This window comes from Mesorhizobium sp. WSM4820, from assembly GCF_055811075.1.
On the sequence record NZ_JBVVQN010000002.1, the window covers coordinates 23,704 to 48,947 of the forward strand.

General features: G+C 60.4%; 21 protein-coding genes. 6 read left to right on the forward strand and 15 right to left on the reverse strand.

The genetic code is table 11. The features are described from left to right. Positions 1-99: 99 nt before the first annotated feature. Positions 100-1,182: an acyltransferase family protein gene (locus AC0L2R_RS03510; RefSeq protein ID WP_473507753.1), complete on the forward strand. Its 1,083-nt coding sequence runs from the start codon at positions 100-102 to the stop codon at positions 1,180-1,182. A 291-nt stretch (positions 1,183-1,473) separates the two neighbouring features. Here the strand turns inward: AC0L2R_RS03510 and AC0L2R_RS03515 are convergent, their stop codons facing one another. The 6 genes from AC0L2R_RS03515 to AC0L2R_RS03540 form a co-directional block, all read right to left on the reverse strand. Next, entirely contained in the window at positions 1,474-3,855 is a 2,382-nt protein-coding gene (locus tag AC0L2R_RS03515) for a polysaccharide biosynthesis tyrosine autokinase (protein WP_473507754.1), read from the reverse strand. A gap of 256 nt (positions 3,856-4,111) precedes the next feature. Continuing rightward, positions 4,112-5,008, reverse strand: a complete 897-nt coding sequence (locus tag AC0L2R_RS03520) for a UTP--glucose-1-phosphate uridylyltransferase (protein WP_023796734.1) — start codon at positions 5,006-5,008, stop codon at positions 4,112-4,114. 58 nt (positions 5,009-5,066) lie between these two features. Continuing rightward, positions 5,067-6,035: a glycosyltransferase family 2 protein gene (locus AC0L2R_RS03525; protein WP_473507755.1), complete on the reverse strand. Its 969-nt coding sequence runs from the start codon at positions 6,033-6,035 to the stop codon at positions 5,067-5,069. Continuing rightward, positions 6,025-6,975 carry a glycosyltransferase family 2 protein gene (locus AC0L2R_RS03530; RefSeq protein ID WP_023796736.1) on the reverse strand — a complete coding sequence of 317 codons (951 nt, stop codon included), beginning with the start codon at positions 6,973-6,975 and terminating at the stop codon, positions 6,025-6,027. Before AC0L2R_RS03530 ends, AC0L2R_RS03525 begins: the two co-directional genes overlap by 11 nt. Beyond that, entirely contained in the window at positions 6,975-7,967 is a 993-nt protein-coding gene (locus AC0L2R_RS03535; protein WP_473508056.1) for a glycosyltransferase family 2 protein, read from the reverse strand. The genes AC0L2R_RS03530 and AC0L2R_RS03535 overlap by 1 nt, the downstream gene beginning before the upstream one ends. A gap of 28 nt (positions 7,968-7,995) precedes the next feature. Further along, positions 7,996-9,165 carry a glycosyltransferase family protein gene (locus AC0L2R_RS03540; RefSeq protein WP_473507756.1) on the reverse strand — a complete coding sequence of 390 codons (1,170 nt, stop codon included), beginning with the start codon at positions 9,163-9,165 and terminating at the stop codon, positions 7,996-7,998. A 191-nt stretch (positions 9,166-9,356) separates the two neighbouring features. Between AC0L2R_RS03540 and AC0L2R_RS03545 the strand changes: the two genes are divergently transcribed. Continuing rightward, positions 9,357-10,853 (forward strand): lipopolysaccharide biosynthesis protein, encoded by a 1,497-nt coding sequence (locus AC0L2R_RS03545; protein ID WP_473507757.1) that lies wholly within the window; start codon positions 9,357-9,359, stop codon positions 10,851-10,853. Positions 10,854-10,891: 38 nt separating this feature from the next. Continuing rightward, entirely contained in the window at positions 10,892-11,914 is a 1,023-nt protein-coding gene (locus tag AC0L2R_RS03550; protein ID WP_128172940.1) for a phosphoribosyltransferase family protein, read from the forward strand. 140 nt (positions 11,915-12,054) lie between these two features. On the opposite strand, the gene AC0L2R_RS03555 is transcribed toward AC0L2R_RS03550, so the two are convergent. The 8 genes from AC0L2R_RS03555 to AC0L2R_RS03590 form a co-directional block, all read right to left on the reverse strand. Further along, complete coding sequence (locus tag AC0L2R_RS03555) at positions 12,055-13,134, reverse strand: glycosyltransferase (protein ID WP_473507758.1); 1,080 nt, start codon at positions 13,132-13,134, stop codon at positions 12,055-12,057. Positions 13,135-13,214: 80 nt separating this feature from the next. Then, positions 13,215-13,664, reverse strand: coding sequence for a hypothetical protein (locus AC0L2R_RS03560; RefSeq protein WP_091592804.1), 450 nt, complete (start codon positions 13,662-13,664; stop codon positions 13,215-13,217). Beyond that, complete coding sequence (locus tag AC0L2R_RS03565) at positions 13,661-15,121, reverse strand: GMC oxidoreductase (RefSeq protein ID WP_473507759.1); 1,461 nt, start codon at positions 15,119-15,121, stop codon at positions 13,661-13,663. The genes AC0L2R_RS03560 and AC0L2R_RS03565 overlap by 4 nt, the downstream gene beginning before the upstream one ends. Positions 15,122-15,211: 90 nt before the next feature. Then, positions 15,212-16,543, reverse strand: coding sequence for a UDP-glucose dehydrogenase family protein (locus AC0L2R_RS03570; RefSeq protein WP_473507760.1), 1,332 nt, complete (start codon positions 16,541-16,543; stop codon positions 15,212-15,214). A gap of 61 nt (positions 16,544-16,604) precedes the next feature. Then, entirely contained in the window at positions 16,605-17,474 is an 870-nt protein-coding gene (gene exoK / locus AC0L2R_RS03575; protein ID WP_473508057.1) for an endo-1,3-1,4-beta-glycanase ExoK, read from the reverse strand. 145 nt (positions 17,475-17,619) lie between these two features. Then, the gene (locus tag AC0L2R_RS03580; protein ID WP_091592800.1) at positions 17,620-18,018 is read right to left on the reverse strand and encodes a hypothetical protein; all 399 of its coding nucleotides are present in this window, start codon (positions 18,016-18,018) and stop codon (positions 17,620-17,622) included. Between the two features lie 266 nt (positions 18,019-18,284). Then, positions 18,285-19,298: a glycosyltransferase family 2 protein gene (locus AC0L2R_RS03585; protein WP_473507761.1), complete on the reverse strand. Its 1,014-nt coding sequence runs from the start codon at positions 19,296-19,298 to the stop codon at positions 18,285-18,287. A 412-nt stretch (positions 19,299-19,710) separates the two neighbouring features. Continuing rightward, positions 19,711-20,031 (reverse strand): exopolysaccharide production repressor exox, encoded by a 321-nt coding sequence (locus AC0L2R_RS03590; protein ID WP_473507762.1) that lies wholly within the window; start codon positions 20,029-20,031, stop codon positions 19,711-19,713. Between the two features lie 555 nt (positions 20,032-20,586). On the opposite strand from AC0L2R_RS03590, the gene AC0L2R_RS03595 reads away from it, so the two are divergent. The 3 genes from AC0L2R_RS03595 (at position 20,587) to AC0L2R_RS03605 (ending at position 23,602) form a co-directional block, all read left to right on the forward strand. Further along, the gene (locus AC0L2R_RS03595) at positions 20,587-21,261 is read left to right on the forward strand and encodes a sugar transferase (RefSeq protein WP_091592795.1); all 675 of its coding nucleotides are present in this window, start codon (positions 20,587-20,589) and stop codon (positions 21,259-21,261) included. A gap of 169 nt (positions 21,262-21,430) precedes the next feature. Beyond that, the gene (locus AC0L2R_RS03600; protein ID WP_091593002.1) at positions 21,431-22,639 is read left to right on the forward strand and encodes a polysaccharide biosynthesis/export family protein; all 1,209 of its coding nucleotides are present in this window, start codon (positions 21,431-21,433) and stop codon (positions 22,637-22,639) included. A 174-nt stretch (positions 22,640-22,813) separates the two neighbouring features. Further along, positions 22,814-23,602, forward strand: a complete 789-nt coding sequence (locus tag AC0L2R_RS03605; RefSeq protein WP_473507763.1) for a class I SAM-dependent methyltransferase — start codon at positions 22,814-22,816, stop codon at positions 23,600-23,602. Positions 23,603-23,735: 133 nt separating this feature from the next. Here the strand turns inward: AC0L2R_RS03605 and AC0L2R_RS03610 are convergent, their stop codons facing one another. Then, positions 23,736-24,998: an O-antigen ligase family protein gene (locus AC0L2R_RS03610; protein ID WP_091593000.1), complete on the reverse strand. Its 1,263-nt coding sequence runs from the start codon at positions 24,996-24,998 to the stop codon at positions 23,736-23,738. Positions 24,999-25,244: the final 246 nt, after the last annotated feature.

Consider the following 25,244-nt stretch of genomic DNA (forward strand, 5'->3'; position numbering starts at 1 on the left):
TCGGACGAATACGAATTCATCCTGCACTGCAATCGTCTGTTGTGCAATGCAGCAATAGCCCTTAAACCTTTGCGTGGGGGGCCATTCCGAAGGCACGGCATGGCTCAGCAAAAAACAACATTCGGCGGCGTCGACATCCTGCGTTTTGTCGCCGCTGTCCTCGTGATGGTCTACCACTACGGCTTCTGGGTGTGGGCGTTCCCCGAGGGCGTTTCGGCGCGTGCGACGGGCGGCATCCCGCCGCATCCGGAAATAGGCGGACTGGTCCAATTCGGATGGGTCGGCGTCCAGATATTCTTCGTCATCAGCGGCTTCGTGATCGCCTTCAGCGCCGAGCATTCGACACCGCTGCGGTTTTTCGAGGCAAGGGTGAAACGATTGGCGCCGGCCGTCTGGATCTGCGCACCAGTCACCGCGATGGTGCTGCTTCTGGTCGATCTCAGTTGGCCGACGGACGCTGTCACCACGCTCATACGCACCGCCCTGTTCGTTCCGTTCAACCCCTGGGTCGACAGCGTCTACTGGACGCTCGGCATCGAGATCGCCTTTTATGCCATCGTCTGGATCCTGCTGCGGCTCGGCCGCTTCGACCTGATGGAAGCGGTGGCAGTTGCGCTCGGCGCGATCAGCACGCTTTTCTGGTGCCTGTACTATCCATTCGACTGGACGGACCTTGCCGAGGCGCGCTGGCTCGACCTGCTCCTGGTGCATCACGGATGTTTTTTCGCGACAGGTGTGCTGTTCTGGCTGATGCGTTTCAAGGCAGTGACGCCCGTCCGCCTTGTCTTCTGCGCCTTGTTCCTGGCCGGCAGCGTGCTGCAGATCATAAGTGCTGTCGACGTCCGCAGCATCAAGGTCGAAGCCGCGATGCCCTACGGGCCACCGATCGTCCTGTTCCTCGCTGCCATGGCGCTGATGGCGTGGTCGTTACGGCTCGACCTGTCCTGGCGCGGCTGGCGCCGGATCGGCCTGATGACCTACCCTCTCTATCTGATCCATAATGTCGTCGGCGCAGCCATTCTCGGCGCCTTGATGCGTGCGGGAGTGCCATACCTGCTTTCGGTGGTCATCGTCGGGGCGACCATGATCGCCGCGAGCTGGCTGATTGCGATCGAGGCCGAACCGCGCATCCGGCTTCTGCTCGACCACACCATCTTCCGCTACCGTCTCAAGGCGGCGTAACGCGCCAGCGTTGTCACGCCGGTTCCTGGCTGCAAACGTCCTACGGTGGAATGTCCGGCACAAAGCAGGGTGCGGACGCTTTTGCGCGACCCGTCGCGGCTCGGCGACCTGATCAAGCGACGAAATCGACCGGCACCTTAAGGAACGTCATTCGCCATCGACCCTACCGGCTCGTGCACAGGCTGCCGGTCATGGTCTGTTCGAGAGGCATACGTCTTCGCTCACGACGGCCTCGGCCCGGTATCGGCCCGACGGCGGAAGACGACGATCTGCCGGTCCTACAGACCGGCCTCAGCTGTTCACCTTCGTCCGCGCTTCCGACTTCTCCAGATAGTATGACGAATATCTGTCGAAGAATTTTTCCGAGCCGCCGATCGATCCATACTTCGCCAGCTTCTTCAAATCGACCTTGTTGAGGACGACGCCGACGATCTTGTTGGCGATATAGGATTCCGAACTCAATATGGATTGCACCATCGCACGCGGCGTGCGCCCCCACTCGGTCACGAGCACGAAGCCGTCGGCAAGCGGCGCAAAGGCCTTGGCATCGACCACGGGGCCGAGCGGCGGCAGATCGACGACGATGTACTGGAAGGTCTCCTTGGCATTGTCGATGAAACGCCGCATCCCGGCCGACGACAGAAGCTCGCTTGTGTGCGAGAAATGACCGCGCGGCACGGCGGGGACGATCGCCAGCTTGGTCTGCCGGTCGATCTTGCCGACGGACTGCCAGGTCTGCCCGCTCACCACCGCTTCCATCAGGCCTTGCTCGGCCTCCATGCCAAGACTGCGGCTGAGGCCGGGGTTACGCAGGTCGCCGTCCACCAGCAGCGTTTTCGACCCGTTGGCGGCAAGCAATCCGGCCAGATTCGCCGCCACGGTCGACTTGCCCTCGCCGGGAAGGACCGAGATCACGCCAATGACCCGGCTGCCTTGCCCTTCCATCACCACGTCGAAGGCTATCTTGGCGCTGCGCAGCGTCTCGGAAAACATCGATGCCGGGGCGTCGATGCTCACCCGCATGCGCGCTCGTCTTTCAGCCGCCGATGGTGATGGGGCGGTTTTGATATCCGCCTGACCGTCATCGCGCTTATCGTCCTTGGCGACCTTGCTGCCAATGATCGGCAGGTAGCCGAGGAATTTGAGGCCGACGCGATCGCGAACGTCTTCGCCGGTCCTGAAGAACCGCTCCCTGAACTCATTCAGGCCACCAACCCCGGCTCCCAACATCACGCCAAGCACGAGCGAAAGTCCCAGCACTATGGACGTGCGCGGGGTTGCCGCGGACTTCGGCAGCGTCGCGTCCGAGATGACGCGGATCTTGCCGACCGGGAAGGATTGCTGCTGGGAGGCTTCCTCGTAGCGGCCAAGGAACGTTTGATAGAGCGTCGAGAGCGCCGTTGCCTTCTGCTCCAGTTCGCGCAGCTTGACCTGCGACTGGTTGTCGATGGAACTCTTGCCAGCCGCTAACGCGACATTTGCACGGAGCGCCGTCTCGCGCGCGAGAGCGACTTCGTATTCGTTGCGGTAGCTTTCGGTCAATTGCTTCAGCTCGCCGAATATCTGCGCCGATATGTCGGCCCTTTCCTTGGCAAGTGCGACCGCCTGGGGATGCTCAGCCCCGAAATTGGCTTCGATATCCTGCTGCCGCTTGGCGACAGTGAGATAGCGGGTCTTGAGCGTTGAAATGATCGAGTTGCTCGGCTGGTCGGCGGATATCGCGGCGTCCCTGAATGCGTTGTCCGAACCGCTTTCGACGATCGACTTGTATTGCTGGTAGCGGGCGCTGGCGCGGGCGGTGTCGGCCTGCGCCTCAATGAGCTGGCCATTGAGGTCCGACAGTTGCTTGTCACTGATCAACTGGCCGTCATCGACGGCCAGCCCATGTTCGGCCCTGAACTTCTCGACGGCGAGCGCCGCTGCCTGGGAGCTTTCGCGAAGCTCCGTCAGCCGACCTTGCAGCCAGACCGCCGCCCGCTCGGTCGCATCGAAGCTCGCATCGAGCTGATCGGCGAGATAGGCGTCGGCATAGGCTTTGGTAACCGCGGTCGCAAGTGCGGGGTCCGTGGCCTGGTAGGCGATGGAGATCACATAGCTGCGACCGATGCGCTCGGCTTGCACCTCGTCCTGCAGTTTGAGGATTGCGTAATCGCGCCGCGACGAGGCAATCATCGCGTCACGCGTCGCCGGGTCAAGCTGAGTAACGTCGGCCGTACCCACGGCGGGATTGGGACGGAAATACCGGACCACGCCGCGCACAAAACCGGCAGCCTTCGACACGGCCGACGTCGGAGGGTTCATGAAAGCGTCGTTCTGATCGAGCTTCTGCTTGTCGACGACCACCGCCGCCAGTCTCGCCGAGTGGAGTATTTCGATCTGGCTCAGAATGGCGGAGTCGGTCTGCATGCTGACCGACGCCGCCGAGACCTCGTCAACGACCTTGTTCAATCCTTCGTCGATCAGCACACGGCTCGTCGCCATGTAGGTGGGAGGCGTGGTCTGCAAATAGAGCACGCCCAGAAAAAGTCCGATGGCAGCGCATGCCGCAACCACCTTTGCCTGCCTTGCTGCCATGCCGAGCAGGCGCTCGACATCGATGAAATCGTCGGCGCTGACTGGGTCCGAACTCGGCAATGGTTTCCTCTTGTCGAGAGGAAAATTGGCATAATTCATCTTCGGTCCAATTCAAGTTTGCATCTAGAGCGGCGGTCTCTCAAGTCGAACGCGCCGCCGCTCTATTTTTGTTTGAGCCTCGGATCCCAAACCCTGTCTCCACTCGGATCCGCTGCTCTCGTTTTCAGGCGCTAGAGCGGGAGCATCAGCATATGCCCTACGCAAGCTTCATGCCAGCCACCGCGAGACCTGGGCAGTCAAACATATCGGCATGTCTTGCGTCACCATTCATATGCTTGCTCCCAAAAAATGGGCTTTATGCGGCTTCCACCCGGCGCTCATGCAACCGGACGAACTCCTGAAGCATCTCGAAGATCGGTCCCTTCATGTCGTCGCGCGCCAGCGCGAAGGCGACATTGGCCTGGATGAACCCTTCCTTCGAGCCACAATCGAACATCCGGCCGTTGAAGGGCTGCGCGAAGAAAGCCTGGCTTTGCGCAAGGCGGACCATGGCGTCGGTCAGTTGGATCTCATTGCCGGCGCCGCGCTGCTGATTGCCGAGCAGCCCGAATATTTCAGGCTGCAGGATATAGCGGCCGTTGATGTAGTAGTTCGACGGCGCATTCGCCGGAGCCGGCTTTTCGACCATGGCGGTGACCTCGAAGCCCGAGCCGACATCGGCGCCGCAGCCGACGATGCCGTATTTGCTGGTCTCGGTCGGGTCGCAGCGCTCGACGGCGATGACGTTTCCGCCGGTCTGCGCATAGAGGTCCGCAATTTCAGCGAGACATCCGCGACCGCCGAAGGACACCATGTCCGGTAACAGCAATGCGAAGGGTTCATCGCCGATGACTTCCCGGGCGCACCATACCGCATGGCCGAGACCTTGCGGTGACTGCTGCCGGATGAAGCTCGTCGCACCAGCCACGGGAAGCAGGCTTTCCAGCGCCTGAAGCTGCGCCGTCTTGCCGGTCTGCTCCAAAGTTCCGATCAATTCTGGATGCAGGTCGAAATAATCCTCGATGACCGCCTTGTTTCGGCCTGTCACGAAGACAATGTGCTCGATGCCGGCTTCGAACGCCTCGTCCACCGCATATTGCACGACAGGCCTGTCGACGACCGGCAGCATTTCCTTCGGCATCGACTTGGTCGCCGGCAGGAATCGCGTTCCAAGCCCCGCTACCGGTATGACTGCCTTCCTGACTTTCTTCATTGCATATTCCTTCTGAGGAGATCGACTTCAACCTGTCGCAGGCCGCGAAAACTATTTTTCAGCTGCCTGCACCCTTCACCTCCCCCGCACCCACGGCAAATTGCGCCGCCAACCTTCGCAGCCGAACGGCGATCGGCATGCCCATATGCCAAACCGCCGCCGGATCGCTGAGCGCCGTCCACACCGCCTTGAGTGGGGATCGCGCCTTGATGTGCTGGACCAGAGAAAGGAACGACGCCGCCTTGCGCAGGCTGCGCGTGCGCCTTGCGAAAGCGGCTGCGGCCTTTGCGTCCATCGAATGGGCTCTGGCGAAAACGAGGTCGGCCTTACGCATCGCCTCGACGTGATGAGGTTCGAGCACGCGGGAAATGGAGCCGGTCCGGATATGGTAGACATAGCCGGTCGTCGGCTCGACCACGCACTTGCCGCCCTTGGCCAGAGCACTGGCCAGCAAGATGTAGTCCTCGCCGATGATCAGGCTTTCGTCATAGCGAAGCCCGTTTTCGTTCAGAAACCGGCGCTGGAAGATCGGTTTGAGATAGCCGAGATTGAACCTGGATTCGAAGACCACATTGCCAGCAATATAGTCCGCCAGCGAGATTTCACTCAAACCCTCGAGATAGTCGGCCGGGAACATCGTCTCTTCGGCAACACCGTCCTCGCGAACCACCTGGAGATTGTCGACTGCGATCGCGGCGCCCGCTTTCTCGGCGCGGTCAATCATGGTGCAGATCCGCCCGGGATAGACCGCGTCGTCGGAATCGAGGACCGCCACCCACCTGCCGCGGGCAAGCTCAAGGCCGACATTCCTGGCGCCGCCTGGACCGCGGTTTTGCTCAAGTGCGACGACACGGACGATGCCTTCGGGGTAGGATCGCGCCAGATCGAGCGTCCGGTCGCGCGACTGGTCGTCGACAACGATCACCTCCACGCTCACATCGCGCTGGGCGATGGCGCTGGCGATCGCCCGCTCGATGGTCAGCTCCGAATTGTAGGCGGCAATGACAAAGGTGACGTCAGGCTGCACGCTTGCCCCCTTCCTGCGGCGAGGGCAGGCCGTATTGGCGGATTTCACGCACGCCGACAAGACCGCTCACTACGCCGACATGCATGATGCCGCGAAGCACGCTGCGGTTCCTGCGCACGGGACTGATGGCGACCGGGATTGCCGATGCGAAACAAAAAACCGCCTTTGCCGAGGCGAGGCCGACTTGCCTGACCAACGCGAGGCCATGCGCGTCGCGCCCCAGCAGGTGCCCATGCGTCTGCCCGACGCGGAACCGGCGGCGACGGAGCCAGTCGAAAGCCGCCCTGGCGCGCGGCACCACTTCATCGACCCAGGCCTGCGGCGAAAAGGCGATACGACCGCCGGCCTTGACCATATGGTCGAAGAATTCGGTGTCCTCGCCACCGGTCTGACCACGCGCCAGGCTGAATCGCCGGCCGCGGAGGCTGTCGGCGCCCATCCTGAGCAGGACGTTGCAGGTGTAGCCGGTGCGGATCTCGCCGCCCACCCAGACGGGCAAGGTGGAGTGAAAATCGCCGCGGCGCATCCAGTTGGGCGCATCCGGCCGATAGCGCGCCCGCACTGGCCCGAGCACGGCGGCAGCGCCACTCAAGTCCGCCGTCGCAACCAGTTCGACAAGCCATCTCGAGGATGCCGTTTCGTCATCATCGAGGAAGGCGACGAAATCCGCCGTGCTGGCGTCGAGGCAGGCATTGCGGGCGATTGAGATGTTGCGTGCCGGGCAATGACGATAGCTGATCGGCAGCTTCAGCGTCTCCGCCAGCGTCGCCACCAGCAGTTCGGCCGTCGGCCCGTCATCATTGTCGGCGACGATGACGCGGATGTCGAATCCCGAAGGCACGTCCAGGGCGGCTACCGAGCGAAGCGTGTCGGCAAGCTCCGGCCGCCTGAACGTGCAGACGCAGACGTCGACGCTGCGGTTTTTTTCGGCCACACCCATCACGCCACCCTTCTACGTTGCAATCGCGGTCCAAGCAGTTGCAGCCAGAAACCGACGGACCAGCCGAAATGCATGACCATCGCCGAAATCCCGGCAAGGGCGCTGTCCGGATTGCGCTGGCTGATCGCAATCCACACGCCATAGCCGAGACAAACCGACGCCCACACCAGAATCGGCATGACTGCCAGCCAATGCACGAAGAAAAAGGCAGAGAGAAGGACGACAGGGAACACCAGGAGCGGCACCATCTGCCGGACCTTCGGTATCATGCGGTGCTTGAGTACGTTCTTTGCCCGGCCGCGGCCATAGCCGAGATACTGGAAATAGAGGCCGGCGAGCGACGAGCGCGGGTAATAGATCATTTGCGTCTTGCCGCTCATCCAGATCCGGTAGCCGGCCTTGCGCAGCCGGTAGTCGAGTTCCGCATCCTCGTTGTGGCTGAACGTCTCGTCATAGCCGCCCACCGCCTTGAACGCCGAAATCCGCATCAGCGCATGGTGACCGTGGTCGACCCACTCTCCCGCAGAGAGATGCCGGTGCTTGGAGCCGCCCGTGCCGAGCTTGGAATTCTGTGCAGCCGCAACCGCGTTCTGCACTGTGCCGCTGCCGCTGGTCAGCATCGAGACGACGACCGAATCGGCGCCGGTGGCCAGCGCCTCTTCGATTAGCCGGTCGCAATAATCCGGTGGGTAGCCGCCATGCGCATCGATGCGAATGAAATATTCAGCCCCATCGCCGTACCTGGCGATGGCGAGATTGATCGCCGCGCTCTGGAGGCGCTTTTCATTGTCAAGAAGGATGATCCTCGGATCCTGCCCGGCGATCTCCTCGACGATCGCCCTGGTGCCGTCCGTGCTACCGCCATCGGCAACGATGATCCGGGCGCCGAGCCTCTCGGCGGCCGGTCGAAGCTCGTGAACAAGCGCACCGATGTGAGCCGCTTCGTTCAGGCACGGAATCACGATCAGGTTGGACGGCATTTCGGTCTGCATCATCGGCCCATGTCCTTCCCTAGCCATCCTAAGCCAGTGCCTCGGCAGCATATGAACCGGGCGCGACCGTCAACCCGCGAAGCTTCTCGACGAGCGCCCGGCAATCGCTGCGATCGTGGCTCCAGGTTCGCGGATTGCGGGCAAGAACACGCGTCCGCAATTCCCCGAAACGATGGTCCTCCAACTCGCCCAAGGCGGCCTCGAGTGCCTCGGGAGTGGCTTGAGGCAAGAGAACACCGATTCCTTGCTGGTCGAGGAACCGGCCGGTTTCGGTGTGGCCCATCGAGATCGGCACGGCGCCGAAGCGGCAGCCCTCATAGAGGCGGTTGGGCAGCAGCCATTCAGAATTCAGCCCCTGCTCGAAAAAATCGATGGCCCAGGAAAAATGAACCTCACGGTAGATCGTCGCCATATCTTCGGGATTCCGATAGGGTCCGCCAAACGAGAGCCAGGGCTCAGATTCGACGAAACCGTGGAAATCCGGAAATTCGGAAAGCGCCGGACGGCCCCTGAGGATGATTTCGAAGCGGCCCTCGTGTCGCCGGGAAAATTCGGCCAGCAGTTCCAGGGAGCGGCGGCATCGGAGCGCGCCGAACCAGCCGATCCGCCAAGGCGGAGCGACGGGCTCCGCCACCGTGCGATCATTCAGCGAAACCGCGGCAGGCTCGAAATATTTGTTTTCGAGCAGTTCGACCGGCGCGGCAATCTGGCCGAACGGCTTGAAATAGTTTGCGATGAAGGCCGGCGAACTGGTGACCAGCAGCTTTACATCCCTGGCCAGATAGCGCTCCGCGCCGCGCATCGCCTTGCCCAGAAAATCGTCGCGAAGCATCAGGCGATGGATGTCGAGACACTCATAGACGATCGGCACGGTTGCCTGGAATGCCGATTTGGCACGCCGGGCAAGCGCCAGCATTTCCAGATTGCGCGCGATGATGAGGTCGGGTCTGGGCATCGAACCGAGTTTCGACCCGATCGAAACCGCCGCCTTGGTGACCGCTGCCAGCCGCTGGGCGAATCGCCCATCGCGCGTTGCGCCAAGATCGATCGGATGCAAGCCCTCGACCTCGGCGATCGGGCTTGCTGACCGGCGAAAGCCTGCCAGTGTGACCTGGGCGCCGCCTGCCTTGAGCATTATGATCCGCCGGCGCACTGCCGGATCGGAGACGTCGTGCACCAAGTACAAGACATGCAGCATGAAAAACTCGACCGCTGTTGGCCCGCCCGAAAGAATCCTAGTACAGCTCGTGCTGCATCGCAACATTTTTGGTGCAGCGTAGCAAAAATCAATGTTTTTTGTTGCGCTGCAATATTATTGCCGTAGTTTGATGGTGGCATCGGGCATGGACCGGGACTCCGGGACCGGCACGAGAATCAGGGACCCTGAATTTGCAAGCCAATGCATTCGACCCGCCAGAGGGCTCTCTCCGCAGATCGGTCGGACGCGGCGCTATCATTACTGCTTTGGCGCAATCGGTGCGGGTTGCGACGCAGATCGTCTCCGTCATCGTGCTGTCGCGCCTGCTCTCGCCCCAGGACTTCGGCGTCGTGGCGATGTGCGCGCCTGTGCTGGCGTTCATCGCGCTGTTCCAGGATTTCGGCCTGACCCAGGCGACGGTTCAGAAAAGCGGAATCAAGCATGAAGAGGTCAATTACCTCTTCTGGGTCAATGTCGCGGTTAGCGCATTGCTCGCCTGCGTGCTTGCCGGCGCGGCGCCTCTGGTCGCCGCCTTCTATGGCGAACCGCGGGTGTCTGGTCTGGTGGCAGCACTCGGGCTGCAGATCATAGCCTATGGGCTGGGCGCCCAGCATCTGGCGCTGTTGACACGCCGAATGCAGTTCGCCCGCTTGGCCATCATCGACGTCGCAAGTGCCATTGCCGGCCTTGCCGTATCGATCGCCTGGACTTTCATCGACCGTTCCTACTGGGCGCTTTTTGCCGGCACCCTGACAGCAGCCGTACTGCCCACGCTTTGCTACTGGGCAAACTCGCGATGGCGCCCCAGCCTGCCGCGCAAGGTCAACGGCATTAGCGAGCTGATCAATTTCGGCGCCGGCATCACCGGGTTCAACTTCGCCAACTTCTTTGCCCGAAATCTCGACAATGTGCTGATCGGAAAATACTGGGGCGAAGCGCAGCTTGGACTCTATGACCGCGCCTACAAGCTGCTTCTGTTTCCGTTGAGCCAGATCACCAATCCGCTGTCGAAGGTCATGGTGCCGGCTCTTTCCAGGCTGAAGGACGAGCCGGATCGCTACCGCAGCGCTTATCTTCGCGTCATGCCGCTGATATTGCTGGTCGCACTTCCGGGTGTCGCCTTCGCCATCGCCATGGCCGACGTGCTGATACCGTTCGTGCTCGGCGAGCAGTGGCGGCAGAGTTCCAGCATCTTCCTGGCGCTCGGTTTTGCCGGTCTGCTGCAGCCGCTCAACAACCCGGCGGGATGGCTTTTCATCAGCCAGGGCCGCTCGGGCGATTTCATGCGCTGGGGCATCATAACAGCCTTGACGTCGGTGCTGGCCTTCCTAATCGGCCTGCCCTATGGCGCGCTGGGCGTGGCGATCGCCTATGCGGTCAGCGAGTATCTCAGAACGCCTTTTCTGTGGCTGTATATCGGAAAGACCGGGCCGCTGCGGGCAAGCCATATGCTTCGCGCGGCAACGCCCTTCGTGCTTGGCGCGCATCTGGCGCTTGCCGCGATCTGGTTCGCCAAGCCGTTGCTGCCACAACAGCACATCGTCGCGATGGCAAGCGCCGTGGCGCTGTCCTACATGGTCACGGTCATGACCGCGCTGGCGTTTGCTTCCGGCCGCGAGGCGTTGCGGGAGGCTCTAAAACTGCTGCCGGCACGGGCGCCTAAGGCAGCACCAAGCGAGGCGAAGTAACTTGCACGGACATCCATACGAGGACCAGGTCTGATCCCATGCACTACCGATCGATCTCCGACATGAATGACGCAATTGTCAGGAACCTTCACCGGTTGCCGCGCGACATCGACCTGGTGGTCGGGGTCCCGCGAAGCGGCATTCTCGCCGCCACCCTGCTCAGCCTGACGGCGAACATTCCGATGACCGACCTGGACAGTTTCCTGGCCGGAAAGATCTATTCTTCGGGCGTCACCAAACGCCGCGCCGCGCTCGACCGCCAGGCGACCGATATGCGCAAGGTCCTGGTGATCGACGACAGCGTCAGCGGCGGCGCTGCCATGAGAGAGGCGCGCAGCCGGGTAGAGGCCGCCGGCATCAAGGCGGACTTCACCTTTGCCGCGGTGTTCGGCCTGCTGCCACAACACGAGGAAACCGACATCGTCCTCGAGGTCGTGCCGCATCCAAGGATGTTCCAATGGAACTTCATGCACCACAAATTCCTCGCGCAAAGCTGCGTCGACATTGACGGCGTGCTTTGCCTGGACCCGACCGAAGCAGAGAATGACGACGGCCCCGCCTATGAGAAATTCCTGGGCGAAGCGCTGCCTCTGTTTGGCCCGACCCGCAAGATCGGCTGGCTCGTCACCAGCCGGCTCGAGAAATACCGCACGCTTACCGAAGCATGGCTGGCAAAGCACGGCATAGAATACGACAAGCTGATCATGCTTGACCTGCCGAGCAAGGCTGAACGGCAACGGCTTGGCGTGCATGGCAGTTTCAAAGCCGATTTCTACCGCAAATCCGATGCCATCCTGTTCATCGAAAGCGAGCACCAGCAGGCCCTCAAGATCGCCGAGCTTTCCGGCAAGCCGGTGCTGTGCGTTGAAACGCATCTGGTAATTTATCCTGACACGCTGTCACTTCCGGCACTTGGACAGGCGGCGCGCAACCTTCCGGGCAGGTTAAGGCAGATCAGTTCGCCTGACGGGCGCAAGACGGCAATCAAGACCGTCGCGCGCACGCTGCTTGGCGAACGCGGTTACGAGACGCTCAAAAGCCGGGTCAAACGACCGGCTTGAACCTGGTTTCGGGACTTAAAGCGCGTCACGCGACGCGCGCTTTGTTTTGTTTTATGCAGTCGTTATCGCAAAACCGCTACGCACCCTCGGGTCAGGCCGCCCAGGGTCAGGCCCGAGGGAATGCTTTTGCGCGACATGGGTTAGGCGGCTTGCCGCGAAGGCTGTTGTGTCGCCCTCTCCAGCATCGAGAAGAAGGTCGCGAATTGACTCGCCGGATCGAGTTCCGGGCGCTCGGAGAATGCACGCGCCGCCGCTGAAAGCCGCCCATATTCCAGGCTGTCGGTCCACAGACGCCTGACCACTGCCACCCAGTCGGCGAGTGGGGCATCGTAATCCAGCACCACGCCACCGGAGCCGATCGCTTCGGGCAGGCCGCCACGACGCGAGCCGACGACTGGAATGCCGCTGCAATGGGCTTCCGACGCCACCCGACCCCAGGCCTCTTCCCATTTGCTGGGAGCCAGCAGGATTTTCGTGCGGCCGTAGACCGTCTTCATGTCGTTGGTCCGGCTCTCCAGGGTGACGTTGCCGAGCGGCGCGATCGTCTGCTCGATCCGGGCCCGATGATCATCGTCAAGCTTCCAGCTTTCGACGAACAGGAACGGGATTTCAGAGCAGGCGGCGGCGATGCGCACCGCAAGCTCGAAACCTTTTTCCTCATAGGGGTTGATCAGCGTGACAAACTCGCCTGTCGTCGGCGTGCGGTAGAGCGCGGGATTGATGGTCGGCGGTATAACCGTCGAATCGATATCGAATTTTGCCTTGTAGGTGCGCGCCGTGAACTCGGAATTAGCTATGTAGAGCGCCGAATGCAGCTCGCGCAGATCGCCGCCCAATTCGTGGAACTCGACATTCCTGAGATAGACGACCAGCGGCACGCCTTCGGCCTGCAGCGCCTTGCCGATCGGAACCGACTTGTGGCACTGGACCACGGCGACATCCGGCCTCAGCTTTTCGACGGCGAAACCCGCCGCCTCCCAGGGAAACCAGGCGCGCACGACCGGATAGCCCGGAAAGCTGTCGATGACAGCGCGCTGCCTCAAAAGTTTCATCTTGGCGCGCGCCTTGTAGCCGAAGACGCCCTGGCCGAACAGGGCGGCGAGCACCGAAGCCTCATGCCCGTGCTCGCGCAACTGTTCGGCAAGGTGATGGGTGCTGGACTGGACACCGCCGCTGAACTGGGGCGTGTAACCGTTACCGCCTGCAAAAAGCACTTTCATGGTTTCGGCTCCTTGTCGCATTCTCAAGTTTACGGGCAATGACGCACGGCTTATTTTCGGATGCTGGCTTGCGACCCGCTTCAAGCATCCTGCTGCGTCTCCAAATTGGCGAACGGATTGGTACACGGCTGCCATCCGGTGAACCGGACCGGGTCGGCTGGCGAACTGCGCCGGGCGTAGTCGGTCAGCATATGGAACTCGGCAATGACCCAGCGGTCGAAATGCCTCAGGTCCTCTTTTTTCTGTTCGGGCAGAAACCGGCGTGCGGCGCCCAATTTCAGCGCCTCAAGCACAGTGACAGCATCGCCCAGCTTTGTGTTTGGAAATATCCAGGGGTTCCGCTTCTGGAATTCCAGGACGAACTGCTGCAAATGTTCGATGCGCATGTTCAGCCTGCCGAAATATCTTTCGAGCGTGACGCGCACCAGGTCTTCGTCCGAAAGCGAGGAAACGGTGGCGTAGGCGATGCCGGTCGAAGCAACTCCGCCAGCCATGATGGCCAGTGCCGCGCGTCGCGAAACCTTGGTCATCCGGCCATTTCCTTTCCTGCTATCCGGCTCGCCGCCCGCAGGGAGAGGGCTGCCGCCGTCAGGCTCGGGTTGGCGCAGGAACAGCTTGGATATGTGCTTGAGCCGACGACAACCAGGTTCCTGAGCTGATGGTGGATCATGTCCCGATCGACCACCGAATCCGCCGGGCTCGAGCCCATCCGCAACGTGCCCTGGACATGCGACTCGGTGCGCCGGATGCCGCGATCGAAGATCTCTTCGACCGGCAGCGGCGCCAGAAGCGCCGCCAATTTCTCCTTTGCCCGCGCCATGCCCTTGACCGCATAGTCGGATGCTCCCGCGAAACTGACGAAGGCGTTTTCATCCTCGTCGAGAACCACGAGATTTTCCGGGTCGAGCAGGTCTTCGGTAACAATGATGATGGGAAGCGTCTGACGGACACGTCCCTTTTCAGGGCGCATCCCGTGCTGCCAGCGGTTTTCGAAATAGACCAGCGCCGCCGCATGGTCCGATCTGTGAGCGCCGTCATAAAGGCCGAAATTCAAGCCGGTGGTGATGGTGCTTCCGTCGAAATTGTCGACACCGTCGAGATAGGCTTCGAAATTCCATCCGTAGGATTCGTGCAGGCCGCGCCCGACGAATTCGCCCGACAGGCCGGACCGCAACATGATCGCCGGGCTCTGGATGGCATTGGCGCCCAGTATGAAAAGATCGCCGCTGACCGAATATTCCTTGCCCTCATGCACGAATGCGACCGAACGGACTGAACCGCCGATATGGTCGAGCCGGCGCACTTCAGCGCCAAGGCAGACCGAAACGTCGGGATGCTCGAAGACGTGCATCAGGCCATTGTTGGCGGTGAATTTGGCATCGACCGGGCATAATCCGCACCGCAAGTTGGCGCAGCAAGAAGACCGTTGCGCGGTCGGCACGCGCGCGCGGGCTGTCGGCATGACAAAATGCTGGTCCGGCTGCGCCGCTTTCATCATCCGGTCCGGCGTCGACATGTGATGCGGTGGCTGGGGAAATGGCCTGGAACGCGGCATCATCGCCGCCATGTCGGGGTCGCCTGAAATCGACATGACGTCCTCTGCATCGCAGTAAAACGGCTCGAGCTCGTCATAGCTGATCGGCCAGTCGTTACCGACGCCGTAGAGGCTTTTCAGCCTGAAGTCGTTCGGGTGAAAGCGCGGCGTCTGGGCGAACCAGCAATTCGTTCCGCCACCCAATCCGATGGTGTAATTCCACGGCTTGTCAGAGTTGGTCTTGTAGGTGGTCTTGTCCTCGATGTCGGTGTTGACGTTCTGCTCGAGCTGCCATTCATGCGTGTTGCGCCCGCCCCATTCCAGAACCAGAATGCGTGCCTTTCGCTGCTTGGCGAACGCATGCAGGAAGAAGGCCGAACCGAAACCGGAACCGACTGCGACAAGATCGAAATGCTCGTTGGCGATCTGTTCCGGCCTGATGCCCAGGACCATCAGAGAAGACCCCTTGTTGACACGAGCGCGTTCATCGAAGCCTTCGCGATCTTCCTTGATGTCCTAGCCACCGGCCTGTCCCGCCTGATCTCACGCCGCCATCCTGCCGATCGAGTGATATTCGATGCCGTAGCGAGCGATGACCTTGGGGTCGTAGAGGTTTCGACCGTCGAAGATGATCGGCGTGGACAGCGCATCCTTGATCGCGTCGAACGACGGTGCCTTAAAATTCTTCCACTCGGTGGCGATCATGAGCGCATCGGCGCCACGCAGCGCTGCCTCCTTGGTCCCGCACAAGAGCAGATCCTCGCGCAGTCCGTAGACGGCCTGGCATTCCTGCATCGCCTCGGGATCGTAAGCCTGCACTTTGGCGCCGGCCTTCCAGAGCGCTTCCATCAAGACCCGAGCCGGCGCCTCACGCATGTCGTCGGTATTGGGCTTGAACGCCAGGCCCCACAGCGCAAAAGTCTTGCCCTTCAGATTGCCGTTGAAACAGCGGTTCACCTTGTCGAACAGGACCGATTTCTGTTCGTTGTTGCGTTCCTCGACGGCGCGCAGCAGCTTGGCATCGAATTTGACGCCTTCGGCGGTCTTGATCAGGGCGCGCACATCCTTGGGGAAGCACGAGCCGCCATAACCGAGGCCCGGATAGATGAAGTGGTAGCCAATGCGCGGATCGCTGCCGATGCCCTTGCGGACCTCCTCGATGTCGGCGCCGAGTTCCTCGGCCAGATTGGCCATTTCGTTCATGAAGCTGATCTTGGTCGCCAGCATGCAATTGGCCGCGTATTTGGTGAACTCGGCGCTGCGCACATCCATCACGATCATCTTCTCATGGTTGCGGTTGAATGGAGCGTAAAGCTCACGCATCACCGCCTCGGTGTCCTCGCTGCCGGTGCCGACGATAATGCGGTCGGGCTTCATGCAGTCGGCCACCGCGGAGCCTTCCTTGAGGAATTCCGGATTGGAGGCGACGTCGAAAGCAAGATCCTCGCGGCCCCGCGCCTTCAGCGTCACGGCGATCCTGGCCTTAATCTTTTCGCAGGTGCCGACCGGCACGGTCGACTTGCCGACGACGATCTTGGGCGCATCCATCTCCCGGCCGATGGCCTCGGCAACGGCCAGCACATATTTGAGGTCGGCCGAACCATCCTCGCCCGGAGGCGTGCCGACAGCGATCATCTGGATCTGGCCATGCTTGACGGCGGCCGCGGCGTCGGTGGTGAACTTGATGCGGCCGGCCGCATGGTTCTCCTTGACGAGGTTTTCGAGCCCGGGCTCGAAAATCGGAATGAGGCCCTGATTGAGCCGCTCCACCTTTTTCACGTCGATGTCGACGCATAGTACCTGATGGCCGACTTCGGCAAGCACCGCCGCCTGCACCAGACCGACATAGCCGATTCCAAAGACCGTTAAATTCATTTGATTTCATTCCTGTTCAAGACTTCGGAGCGCTTTCGGCCCGGCCGGTTCAGATTGGTCTTTACTTAATGCTGCATGCCAGCGATTCCGGAAACTGGCATGGCTGGCCGAGCGCCGTGAATGCGATGCGATCCACTTGCAAGGTAAGCTTGCGACCCGGATCCGAAAACGGCCCCAGCCATTCCTTCATCGTGTCGCTGCCCCACAGGCTAAAAAATATCTTTTGCGCATGGCTGGGCAGCTTTGCCGGATCGGTGATCGTGTTCACCAACTCGCCATTGACGTACCAGCGCAGCCGGTCCTTCTCCCAGACGAAGGCGTAATCGTTAAAAGCCTTGTCGGTGCCGCCAGCTACATCGACCACTTTCTCGTTATTGCCCTTGCCGGCGATGTAGGCGTTGACCTGCACTTTGGAGGTGTCCTTGGTCAGCACCTCGAAGTCGATTTCATCCCACGGCTGCTTGTCGGTTGGGCCGATGTAGGTGAAGAAGGAGGCGTTAATGCCAGAGCCCGAATCGGTTTTCATCCGCGCCTCATAGGTGCCATAGCCGAAGCGCTGCTTGGATTGGACCTCGCCGCAGGCAAAGTCGCGATCCTTCACCTTCTGCTTTTCGAAACCGAGCGTCAGCATGCCGTTGGAAAGCTTGACCTGTCTTTTGGACCAGATGCAGTTCTGATACTTGCCGTTCGCCCAGCCGTCGGCAATGTACCAACGCGCCCGGTCGAAGCTGGTGAAATCATCGACGAACGATGGCGCAGTCGGGATGTCCTGCGAACGGGAAGGGGTCGGGCCCGCAACCAGGCTGCCGAGTGCGACCAGCAGAAACGCTCCGCCCGAATATAGCTGCCTCAGTTTCCCTTGCCTCATCATGTGCGTGAACGGCCGGTCGCCGGTTGCTGGGGTGGACGTGCTTTTCGAATCCGCGTTCATACCAAACTCACCTTGTGCTGTGCGCCCCCCCAACCCAAGTCGATGTTCAAAACCATGACGAAACGAGTTGATCTTGACCTTCTGCCGGTAGCGTCCCCGGTTGACTGCTTCTTGCCCAGTGGCGCCAGCCAGGCTCTTTGAAATTTCACCCCGCGCCGGCGGCAGGGTTGGCGAAATCGGCCTTGGTGGCCGAGCCAGGTTGGGCGCTTTCATCGAAGATAGCATCCAGCGAATGCCGGAGACCCTTCATCAATTCGTTCTGGCGGGCGAGCGCCGCGATGCGCCGCTCGTAATTCAGGATCGACTTCGTCAGTTCGCTGACCTCGGAGGATCTGCTGGAGGAGGCCGCGCCATTTTCCATCGCCTCGACCAGGAAGGCGGCGTTGGTGGCCTTTGTCCGGTAGCGATTCTCAAGCCCGTTTTTCTCCGCCTCGATCTCGGCTGCGATCTGGTCAAGCAGCTTTGCCAGGCGGTCAAGGCGCGAGATATCGGTCTGCCTGTCTCGAGCCGGATCCCTTGATCTGAAGCCAAATATCGAGGCCATGCGCTCAGTTTCCTGTCATAGCCGGCCTAAGCTGTCCCTTGTGCCCGGCCGGGCCAAAAAAGTTCTTGTCGCATCGTCCAGCTCCTCTGACAGGCGGACATTTTCGGCCGATTCAAACAGCCAATCAGAATTGCTGCACCGCAACATACATGCCATTCCCAAAGCGAGTAGGCAACCACCTAGTGCGGCGAATCGGAAATTCGCATCGCTTTGAGGCAGGGTAAGGACCTGTTGACATGATCGGTGTGGGGCGCCGGCGGACCAGCTCAAGCCTCGCCGACCGGGCTGGTTGCGGCCATGAGAAAGCGCCGCGACGGCACAGGCTGTTTCGAGCCAAAGCCGGCGCGGCGAAACAGCGCATCCAGCTTGTCGGCGGCCACGCCGCGAACGATGGGAATGAGATTGGATTGGCTGGCCAGGGCGTAGACCGCAGCCGCTGTCAGCCCTCTCTCGTTCTTCACGTCGAGGAAGTTTCGCAACCGATATTTGTCGCGCACCTGCCGTTCGTGCTTTCTGAGCACGGCCTTCGAGCCTTCCGGCAAACTGTCGATCGCCAGCAGCGCCAGATCCGCGTCGGCCAGACGCTTGAGATCCTGCGTCTTGTGCTGGCCGCTCAGCGAATCCGCGCGAACGATCGCGCCGTAGCCGCAAGACCTGATGACCTTGAAGCGCGCCCCGCAAGCAACTGCGCGCGCGTAGAGTTCATAGTCTTCGCCCAGCCGCAGGTTTTCGTCATAGCGCAGCCCATGCCGGTCCAGAAAAGCGCGGCTGATCACCGGTTTGAGAAAACCCAACTCACCTCTCTGCACACGACGACTGGAGATGTTGCCTTCGATGAAGCGCTCGAAATCGAGAAATTCCGGATCGGCCGAAAACCGCGGAGCGGTGATTTTCGAAACGTCGGTCGCCGCATCGTCCCTGATCATCATGATGTTGTCGGCAGCGAAATCCCAATCGGCGCTGGCGAACAACTCGCGAAATCTGCCCTCGAGAAAAAAATCGTCGGCGTCTAAAATGCTGATGAACGGCGATTTGGAACTGGCGATCGCTGCGTTGCGGGCGAAGGAGGGACCGCCGTTGACGTCGAGCCGGATGACGGAAACCCTGCCGCTGCCATCGTCGGCCGTCCGAGCGACTTTCGCGGTATCGTCAGTGGAGGCGTCATCGACGACGACGACTTCGGCCACCTCCGGCTCGCGCAAGGCCGATGCGATGGCAACCGCAATTGTCCGCGCCGCGTTGCGGGCGGCAATGATCACGCAGACTTCCGGTTCTGTCATCAATTCGCCTCTCGACTGCACAGGTAGCTCCGAATTTCTCCCCCAATGCAGCTCTCGTTCTCACTGACTGCCCGGCTGTACGAAACATCGGCCGGCACTTATGCTGCGAGTGCGAAGCATCGTTAAAATCACTCGCTCCGTCCAGTCTTTCCTTTCGGGGTCGTCATGGCGCAAATCGACGGGCGGTGAAATGCCAGCGGATAGGCGGGCCGCTTCGCACACCGTCCCTGCCCATTCTGGATGGGGCGTCGGCGCACTCGAGTGGCTGATCACCAAGTCGATCGACAGAGGTTAGGCATGGTGGCTGAGTCAGAGGATCTTAGGCTGAAGGGGAAGTCCGCAAGTCGGTTGCCCAGGATGCTGTCGGGCGAGCAGTCCGCCAGGGACCCGGCCGACGCTACCTGCCGTCAGGTCAGTGGAGGCTTCTCCTGGCACTGAACTTCTCGCCATCGGCCGCTTCGGTCGAACTCAGCTTTCGTTCGACGTCGCGAATCTTGTCGGCCGACGTCGGGGTATTTCTGGCAACCATGGCGAAAACAAGCAGAAAGTAGCCCAGTTGAATGACAACTGCGCAGGCTATAGCGCGAAAAAGCGTTGTGCCTAGCGAAGCGCCGTCGAGATAAGACCAGGCGACCACGATCGCCAGCGCGAAAATCATGCCAATAATGAATTTTGGTAGCGACATACCCGACAGCCCGTCAACCTGCTCGGGCAAAAATCGATGATTGACCACCCCGAGCCTCCCTTCGCCATGCGAGCTTGTTGAGGCCACCCGCTTTTTTGGCCGGTTGCTTCCGGCCTTCCCACGCTGTCCATACTCTGACAGAAACAATTTGCAACTCTATTAAGGTGTGCAATAGCGGGCAAGGCCAGCCGCAAATTATTTTGCATAAGTTCGGGGGATCGACTCTGCCATGTTGCGACGCACACCCCGGCATCACAACCAATCACCCGGTATGGACTCACGTCAGTAAGAGCCGCAATATTAATCAGTATTTTACTTTAGGAGCGCTTTATATTTTAAAAAGCTACAGCACGATAATTCTCAACCACGCGGCACAAAGTGCGATACGCCCAAAATCAGCCTCAAAAAGGCACTAACTTTTTCAAGGTTGCCCATAATTTGTCACGAACGCGCCATAAAAGACCAAAATTTGCGCAGGATCGGTTTATTATTTAATCAATGCATGACGCGATTATTTCAGGCGCTCAAGGAATTGTGTGTTGCGATGCAGCATTTTTTTGATATCGTGCGGCAAACCATCCGTTCAACGTATGGAGTTTATGCATGAGGGACGTAGCCAAGCCGGCCGACGCGGATTTTCCACAGGCCGGTATCGACTTTCCACCAATCGGCGGCCTGCTCAAACGCAGCTTCGATATCGCCGGTTCACTGATTGGGCTGGTTGCTCTCAGTCCGCTGTTTGTGATGGTCGCGCTGCTTGTCAAGTTTTCCGACGGCGGGCCGATTTTCTACGGTCACAGGCGGATCGGGCGGGGCGGACGGATTTTCCCGTGCCTCAAGTTTCGCACTATGGTGCAGAATGGCGAACAGGTGCTGGCGGCATACCTTGCCGCGAACCCGGACGCCAAGGCCGAATGGATAGCTACCCGCAAGCTAAAGAACGATCCGCGCGTCACGCGTGTCGGGGCCGTGCTGAGGAAGCTCAGCCTCGATGAACTGCCGCAGATCATCAACATCCTTCAGGGTGACATGAGCCTTGTCGGTCCTCGCCCGGTGGTGCGCGACGAGCTCGAAATCTACGGCAGTTCGGCCGTCTATTACCTGAAATCGCGCCCTGGCCTGACCGGGCTCTGGCAGGTCAGCGGCCGCAATGACGTTTCCTATGACAGCCGTGTCGCGTTCGATCGCCACTATGTCGAAAACTGGTCGCTGTTCGAGGACATTCGCATCATCATCAAGACCGTGCCTGCCGTCTGGATGTCGCGGGGCTGCTATTGACCGGCCGGCAGCCGGTTGTGCGCGGAGTGACTGTCCAGACGCCAGGCATTCTGCAGCAAGCTTCATCGGACCGGCCCAAAGCGAATCGGAAAACATACAGTTGAAAACAGACATCTTCGAAATCTCCTGGGCCGGCACGGTTAGCAATCGCATGCGACCGATGCGGCTTATGACCACCTGCCTCGCGCTGGCGCTCGCCGTTCCGCAACTCGCCGCGGCCGACGAGTACCGGCTTGGATCCCAGGACAAGCTGACCATCCGCGTGGCCGAATGGCAGACCGTTGAAGGCACGTTCCGCGACTGGACAGCCGTCAACGGAGAATACACGGTCGGCCCGTCTGGAACATTGTCGGTGCCGTTCGTCGGCGAAATGCCGGCATCCGGCAAGACCACATCCGAGATCGCGGCGGCGATCAGCCAGGCGCTCCAGCGCAAGCTCGCTCTGGCGGACCGGCCGGAAGCCTCCGTCGAAATGGCGCAGTACAGGCCGTTCTACATTTCCGGGGAGGTGCAGACGCCGGGCCAGTATCCCTACGTGCCCGACCTGACCGTCCTGAGGGCGATGAGCATCGCCGGCGGTGTCCGGCGGGCCCCCGAAGGACAGCGGTACGACCGCGACATGATCAACGCCAAGGGCGAGTTTGACGTTCTCCAGGACCAACGGGTCCGACTGATCGTTCGGCGCGCGCGCATCGAAGCACAGATCGCCGACAAGCCGACATTCGACGTGCCGAAAGAGCTGGCCGAGGATCCGAAGCTGGCAAGCATCGTTGCCGACGAGATGGCGATCCTGACGGCCGATCAAAAGAATCTCAAACTGCGCCTTCAGGCGCTCGACGATTTGAAGAAGCTGCTGCAGAGCGAGATCGATTCGCTGCAGAAAAAGATCGTCAACCAGCAGCGGCAGGTCGACCTGGCAAAGGAACAGCTCAGCGGCATCGGTTCGCTGGCGCAAAAGGGCCTTGTGGTCAACACTCGGGTTCTGGGTTCGCAGCAAACGATCGCCGACCTGGAAGGACAGATCCTGGATTACGAAACGGCTATCCTCACCGCCAGGCAGTCGATCAGCAAGGCCAACCAGGACGCCATCGACCTGGAGAACACCCAGAATGCCGACCTCGCCACTGGCCGGCAACAGGCAGAAGCCGATCTCGCCGAAACAATGCTCAAGATGAACATGCACACCGGCCTGATGGCCGAAGCCATGTCGGGGAATCCGGCGCTACAAGGCTATCGCGACGGCGAAGAGCCAACGATGTCGTTTGGCCTGGTCCGGATGGTCGACGGCAAGACCAGCGAAATCGCCGCCAGCGAAGATACACCCGTGCTGCCTGGGGACGTGATCAAGGTGAAGCTGGTGCCAATGGCAAGCCAGTAAGCCTTCGAGCGATCGGCCGATCCGATCAAGCCGAACAAGATTCGATCGGCAAAGAGTTCGACCCGGACGAGTTCGACCATGAACTCGTCGACACTATGCTCGCTGCCCGACAAGCCAGCCTGCCGCCAACTCGGGACGTGAGTAATTACAGCGCAAGGAGATGTTGTGCTTTAGTTGCAACTCAAATCCGAGGAGGACTTCGTCATGCACAGTGCAAGGGACGAAATCGTCAGTCGAGAAAGAGAATTTCACAATCTCAGGTTTAGTCAGGAGGAGGATCCAAGAGGAAGCCTGGACAAGTGGTATCGAACGATTCGACATGGCGCTGAACGTCAAGACGAGCAGATAAAACGGCTTTCGAAAAACGCAGACGTGCTCGAGTACGGTTGCTCCGATGGCGGGTGGTCCCTGCATTCCCTGCACCTGCCCGATCTTTGCCGATCTCTGACGGGGATCGATATTTCGGATGTAGCAGTAAACAAGGCGAACGAACGGGCGAGCGCGCTTGGAAGCACGAACGCTACATTCCTGGCGATGAATGCGGAAGCCATGTCGTTCGAGGACAACAAGTTCGACCTGGTGTATGGACGCGGGATCATCCATCACCTGGACCTGGACCGGTGTTTTTCCGATGTGGTCCGTGTCCTGAAGCCGAACGGCGTGGCGTCCTTCTACGAGCCGATGGGACACAATCCGCTGCTGAATGCCTACAGAAAGCGGACGCCCCTCATCCGCACCGCTGATGAACATCCCTTGCTGATTTCGGACTTCGCTTTGGCCCGCCGCTATTTCAGCGATGTCCAGGTGGACTATTTCGGCCTGTGCTCCGTAGGAAGCGCGCTGATGCCGCGAACCATCTCGGAGACCGTCTACACGGTTGGCAAAGCTGTCGATTCAGTGGTTTTGACGCTTCCCTTTGTGAAGCGGTTCGCATGGTACGCGCTCCTGACCCTCAGGGCCTGATCAACAGGCAGCAAACCCAACTCGGGCGAGGCTCGCCTGCTGCCTGTGAGATGAGATGATTGCTTGGCCTTGGCGCTGTCAGGCGGCGTTTTTGTGCGCGCCACCAAAATCAAGGTAATATTTTAGCCCTTGCTTAGCGCCCTGCGGTTTCTGGTTCCGCGAGGTCCGCTGCGGTCCATCGGGGACGGGCGACATGCACCCTGACCAGCTTGAAGTAGCTGTAATACAGGAGGAAGGAGCCCGTGATGTAGGGGTTGAAGGTGTCGATCTCAACGAAGGACCGAATGAACAAAAGCACCATCACGCCGGCAAGAATCACCGACTCGGCTTGCCATGCCCTGAATATCAGGGCCGATATATGGCCCCATAGCGTGCGCAGGATGATCAGCGAAATCAGCGTCGCCCCGACATAACCGAGCTCGACGAGGGCTTCGATATAGGTGTTGTGGAAGTGGAAGCCGCTTCGGGTTGTGATGTAGAATTCGTTCCAGAGCCGCTCGGCCTCGGCGAACCCCTGCACCCAATAGGCCGCGTAGCCGACGCCGAGGACTGGCGCCTGCTGCGCCGCTTCCCAGCCCTGCTCCCAAAGATAGGTCCGTCCGGTGAGCGTGGAATCCTTTCCGAAGGCGCCAAGGACGAAATCCAGAAGTCCTGCAAAGGCAACTGCGGTGACCACGACCAGCCCGCATGCGCCGACCACGAAAATCACCCGTCGGTAGCGGAGTGGAAGCTTTTTGGCCATGGCAAGCAGAGCCACCAGAGCGAGAACTGCCGGTATCGAAGCCGTCGAGGTGGCGGAATGCGCCATGATCAGAAGATAGGCCGATAGGACGAGGATGGGCGCCGTCAGGATGAAGCTTATCCGGCCGCGCCTGAGAAAAACCAGGAAGACAATGCAAAAATAGATGCCAAGGGAGGCGACAAAGCCGATCTGGTTCTTGGAGCTGAATGCGCCGACGAAATTGTACGTCCCGTCGAGCATATCATAGGAATAACCCCCGACCTTGAGCGAATAGAGCAGGACGACAAAAATCCCGATCAGTGAGCCTATCGTCAACGTCCGGACGCTGACGGTGCGCGCGGCGATGTAGGCGCAGGCGATATGGGAGCAATACTGGATTGACGTCCTCAACGTGATGCCGGGGGCATCCGACCAGAACACCGAGAGGCAGACATAGAATGCAAACGCCAGCGGCAGCCACGCGCTGGAGGCATGCCGCAACAGCCGCCGGTAGTCTACCAGAATCAGGGGAAGCCAGACCGCATAATAGGCCAGGATCAGGATCGGGCCGAAAACCGAGGAGTAGGAGAACGCCCAAATGGAGATGGCAACAGCAAATGCGCCGTAGACGGTGCTCTTCTCCGGGTCGACCAACAGAGATTTTGGAATCTTCATCTCGGTAGCGAATTCCCGTCCATGCAGTTCAATGCCGATTCGTCGCCGCGCCATGCGCGAACGCTCTCATTGTGCAGTCCAATATAACCCATCCCCCACAGCCTGTCACCCAAATGAGGCAAAAACAGCCATAAGGCGCCCCGAGACGGCGGTAAAAGGCCACGACAGGCCGTGCGGCAAGAACCCGAGCATCCCGGCGCAGGGCTGGGGCATCGCTCTCGGCGCCGTCAAAAGCCATCGCCGCCG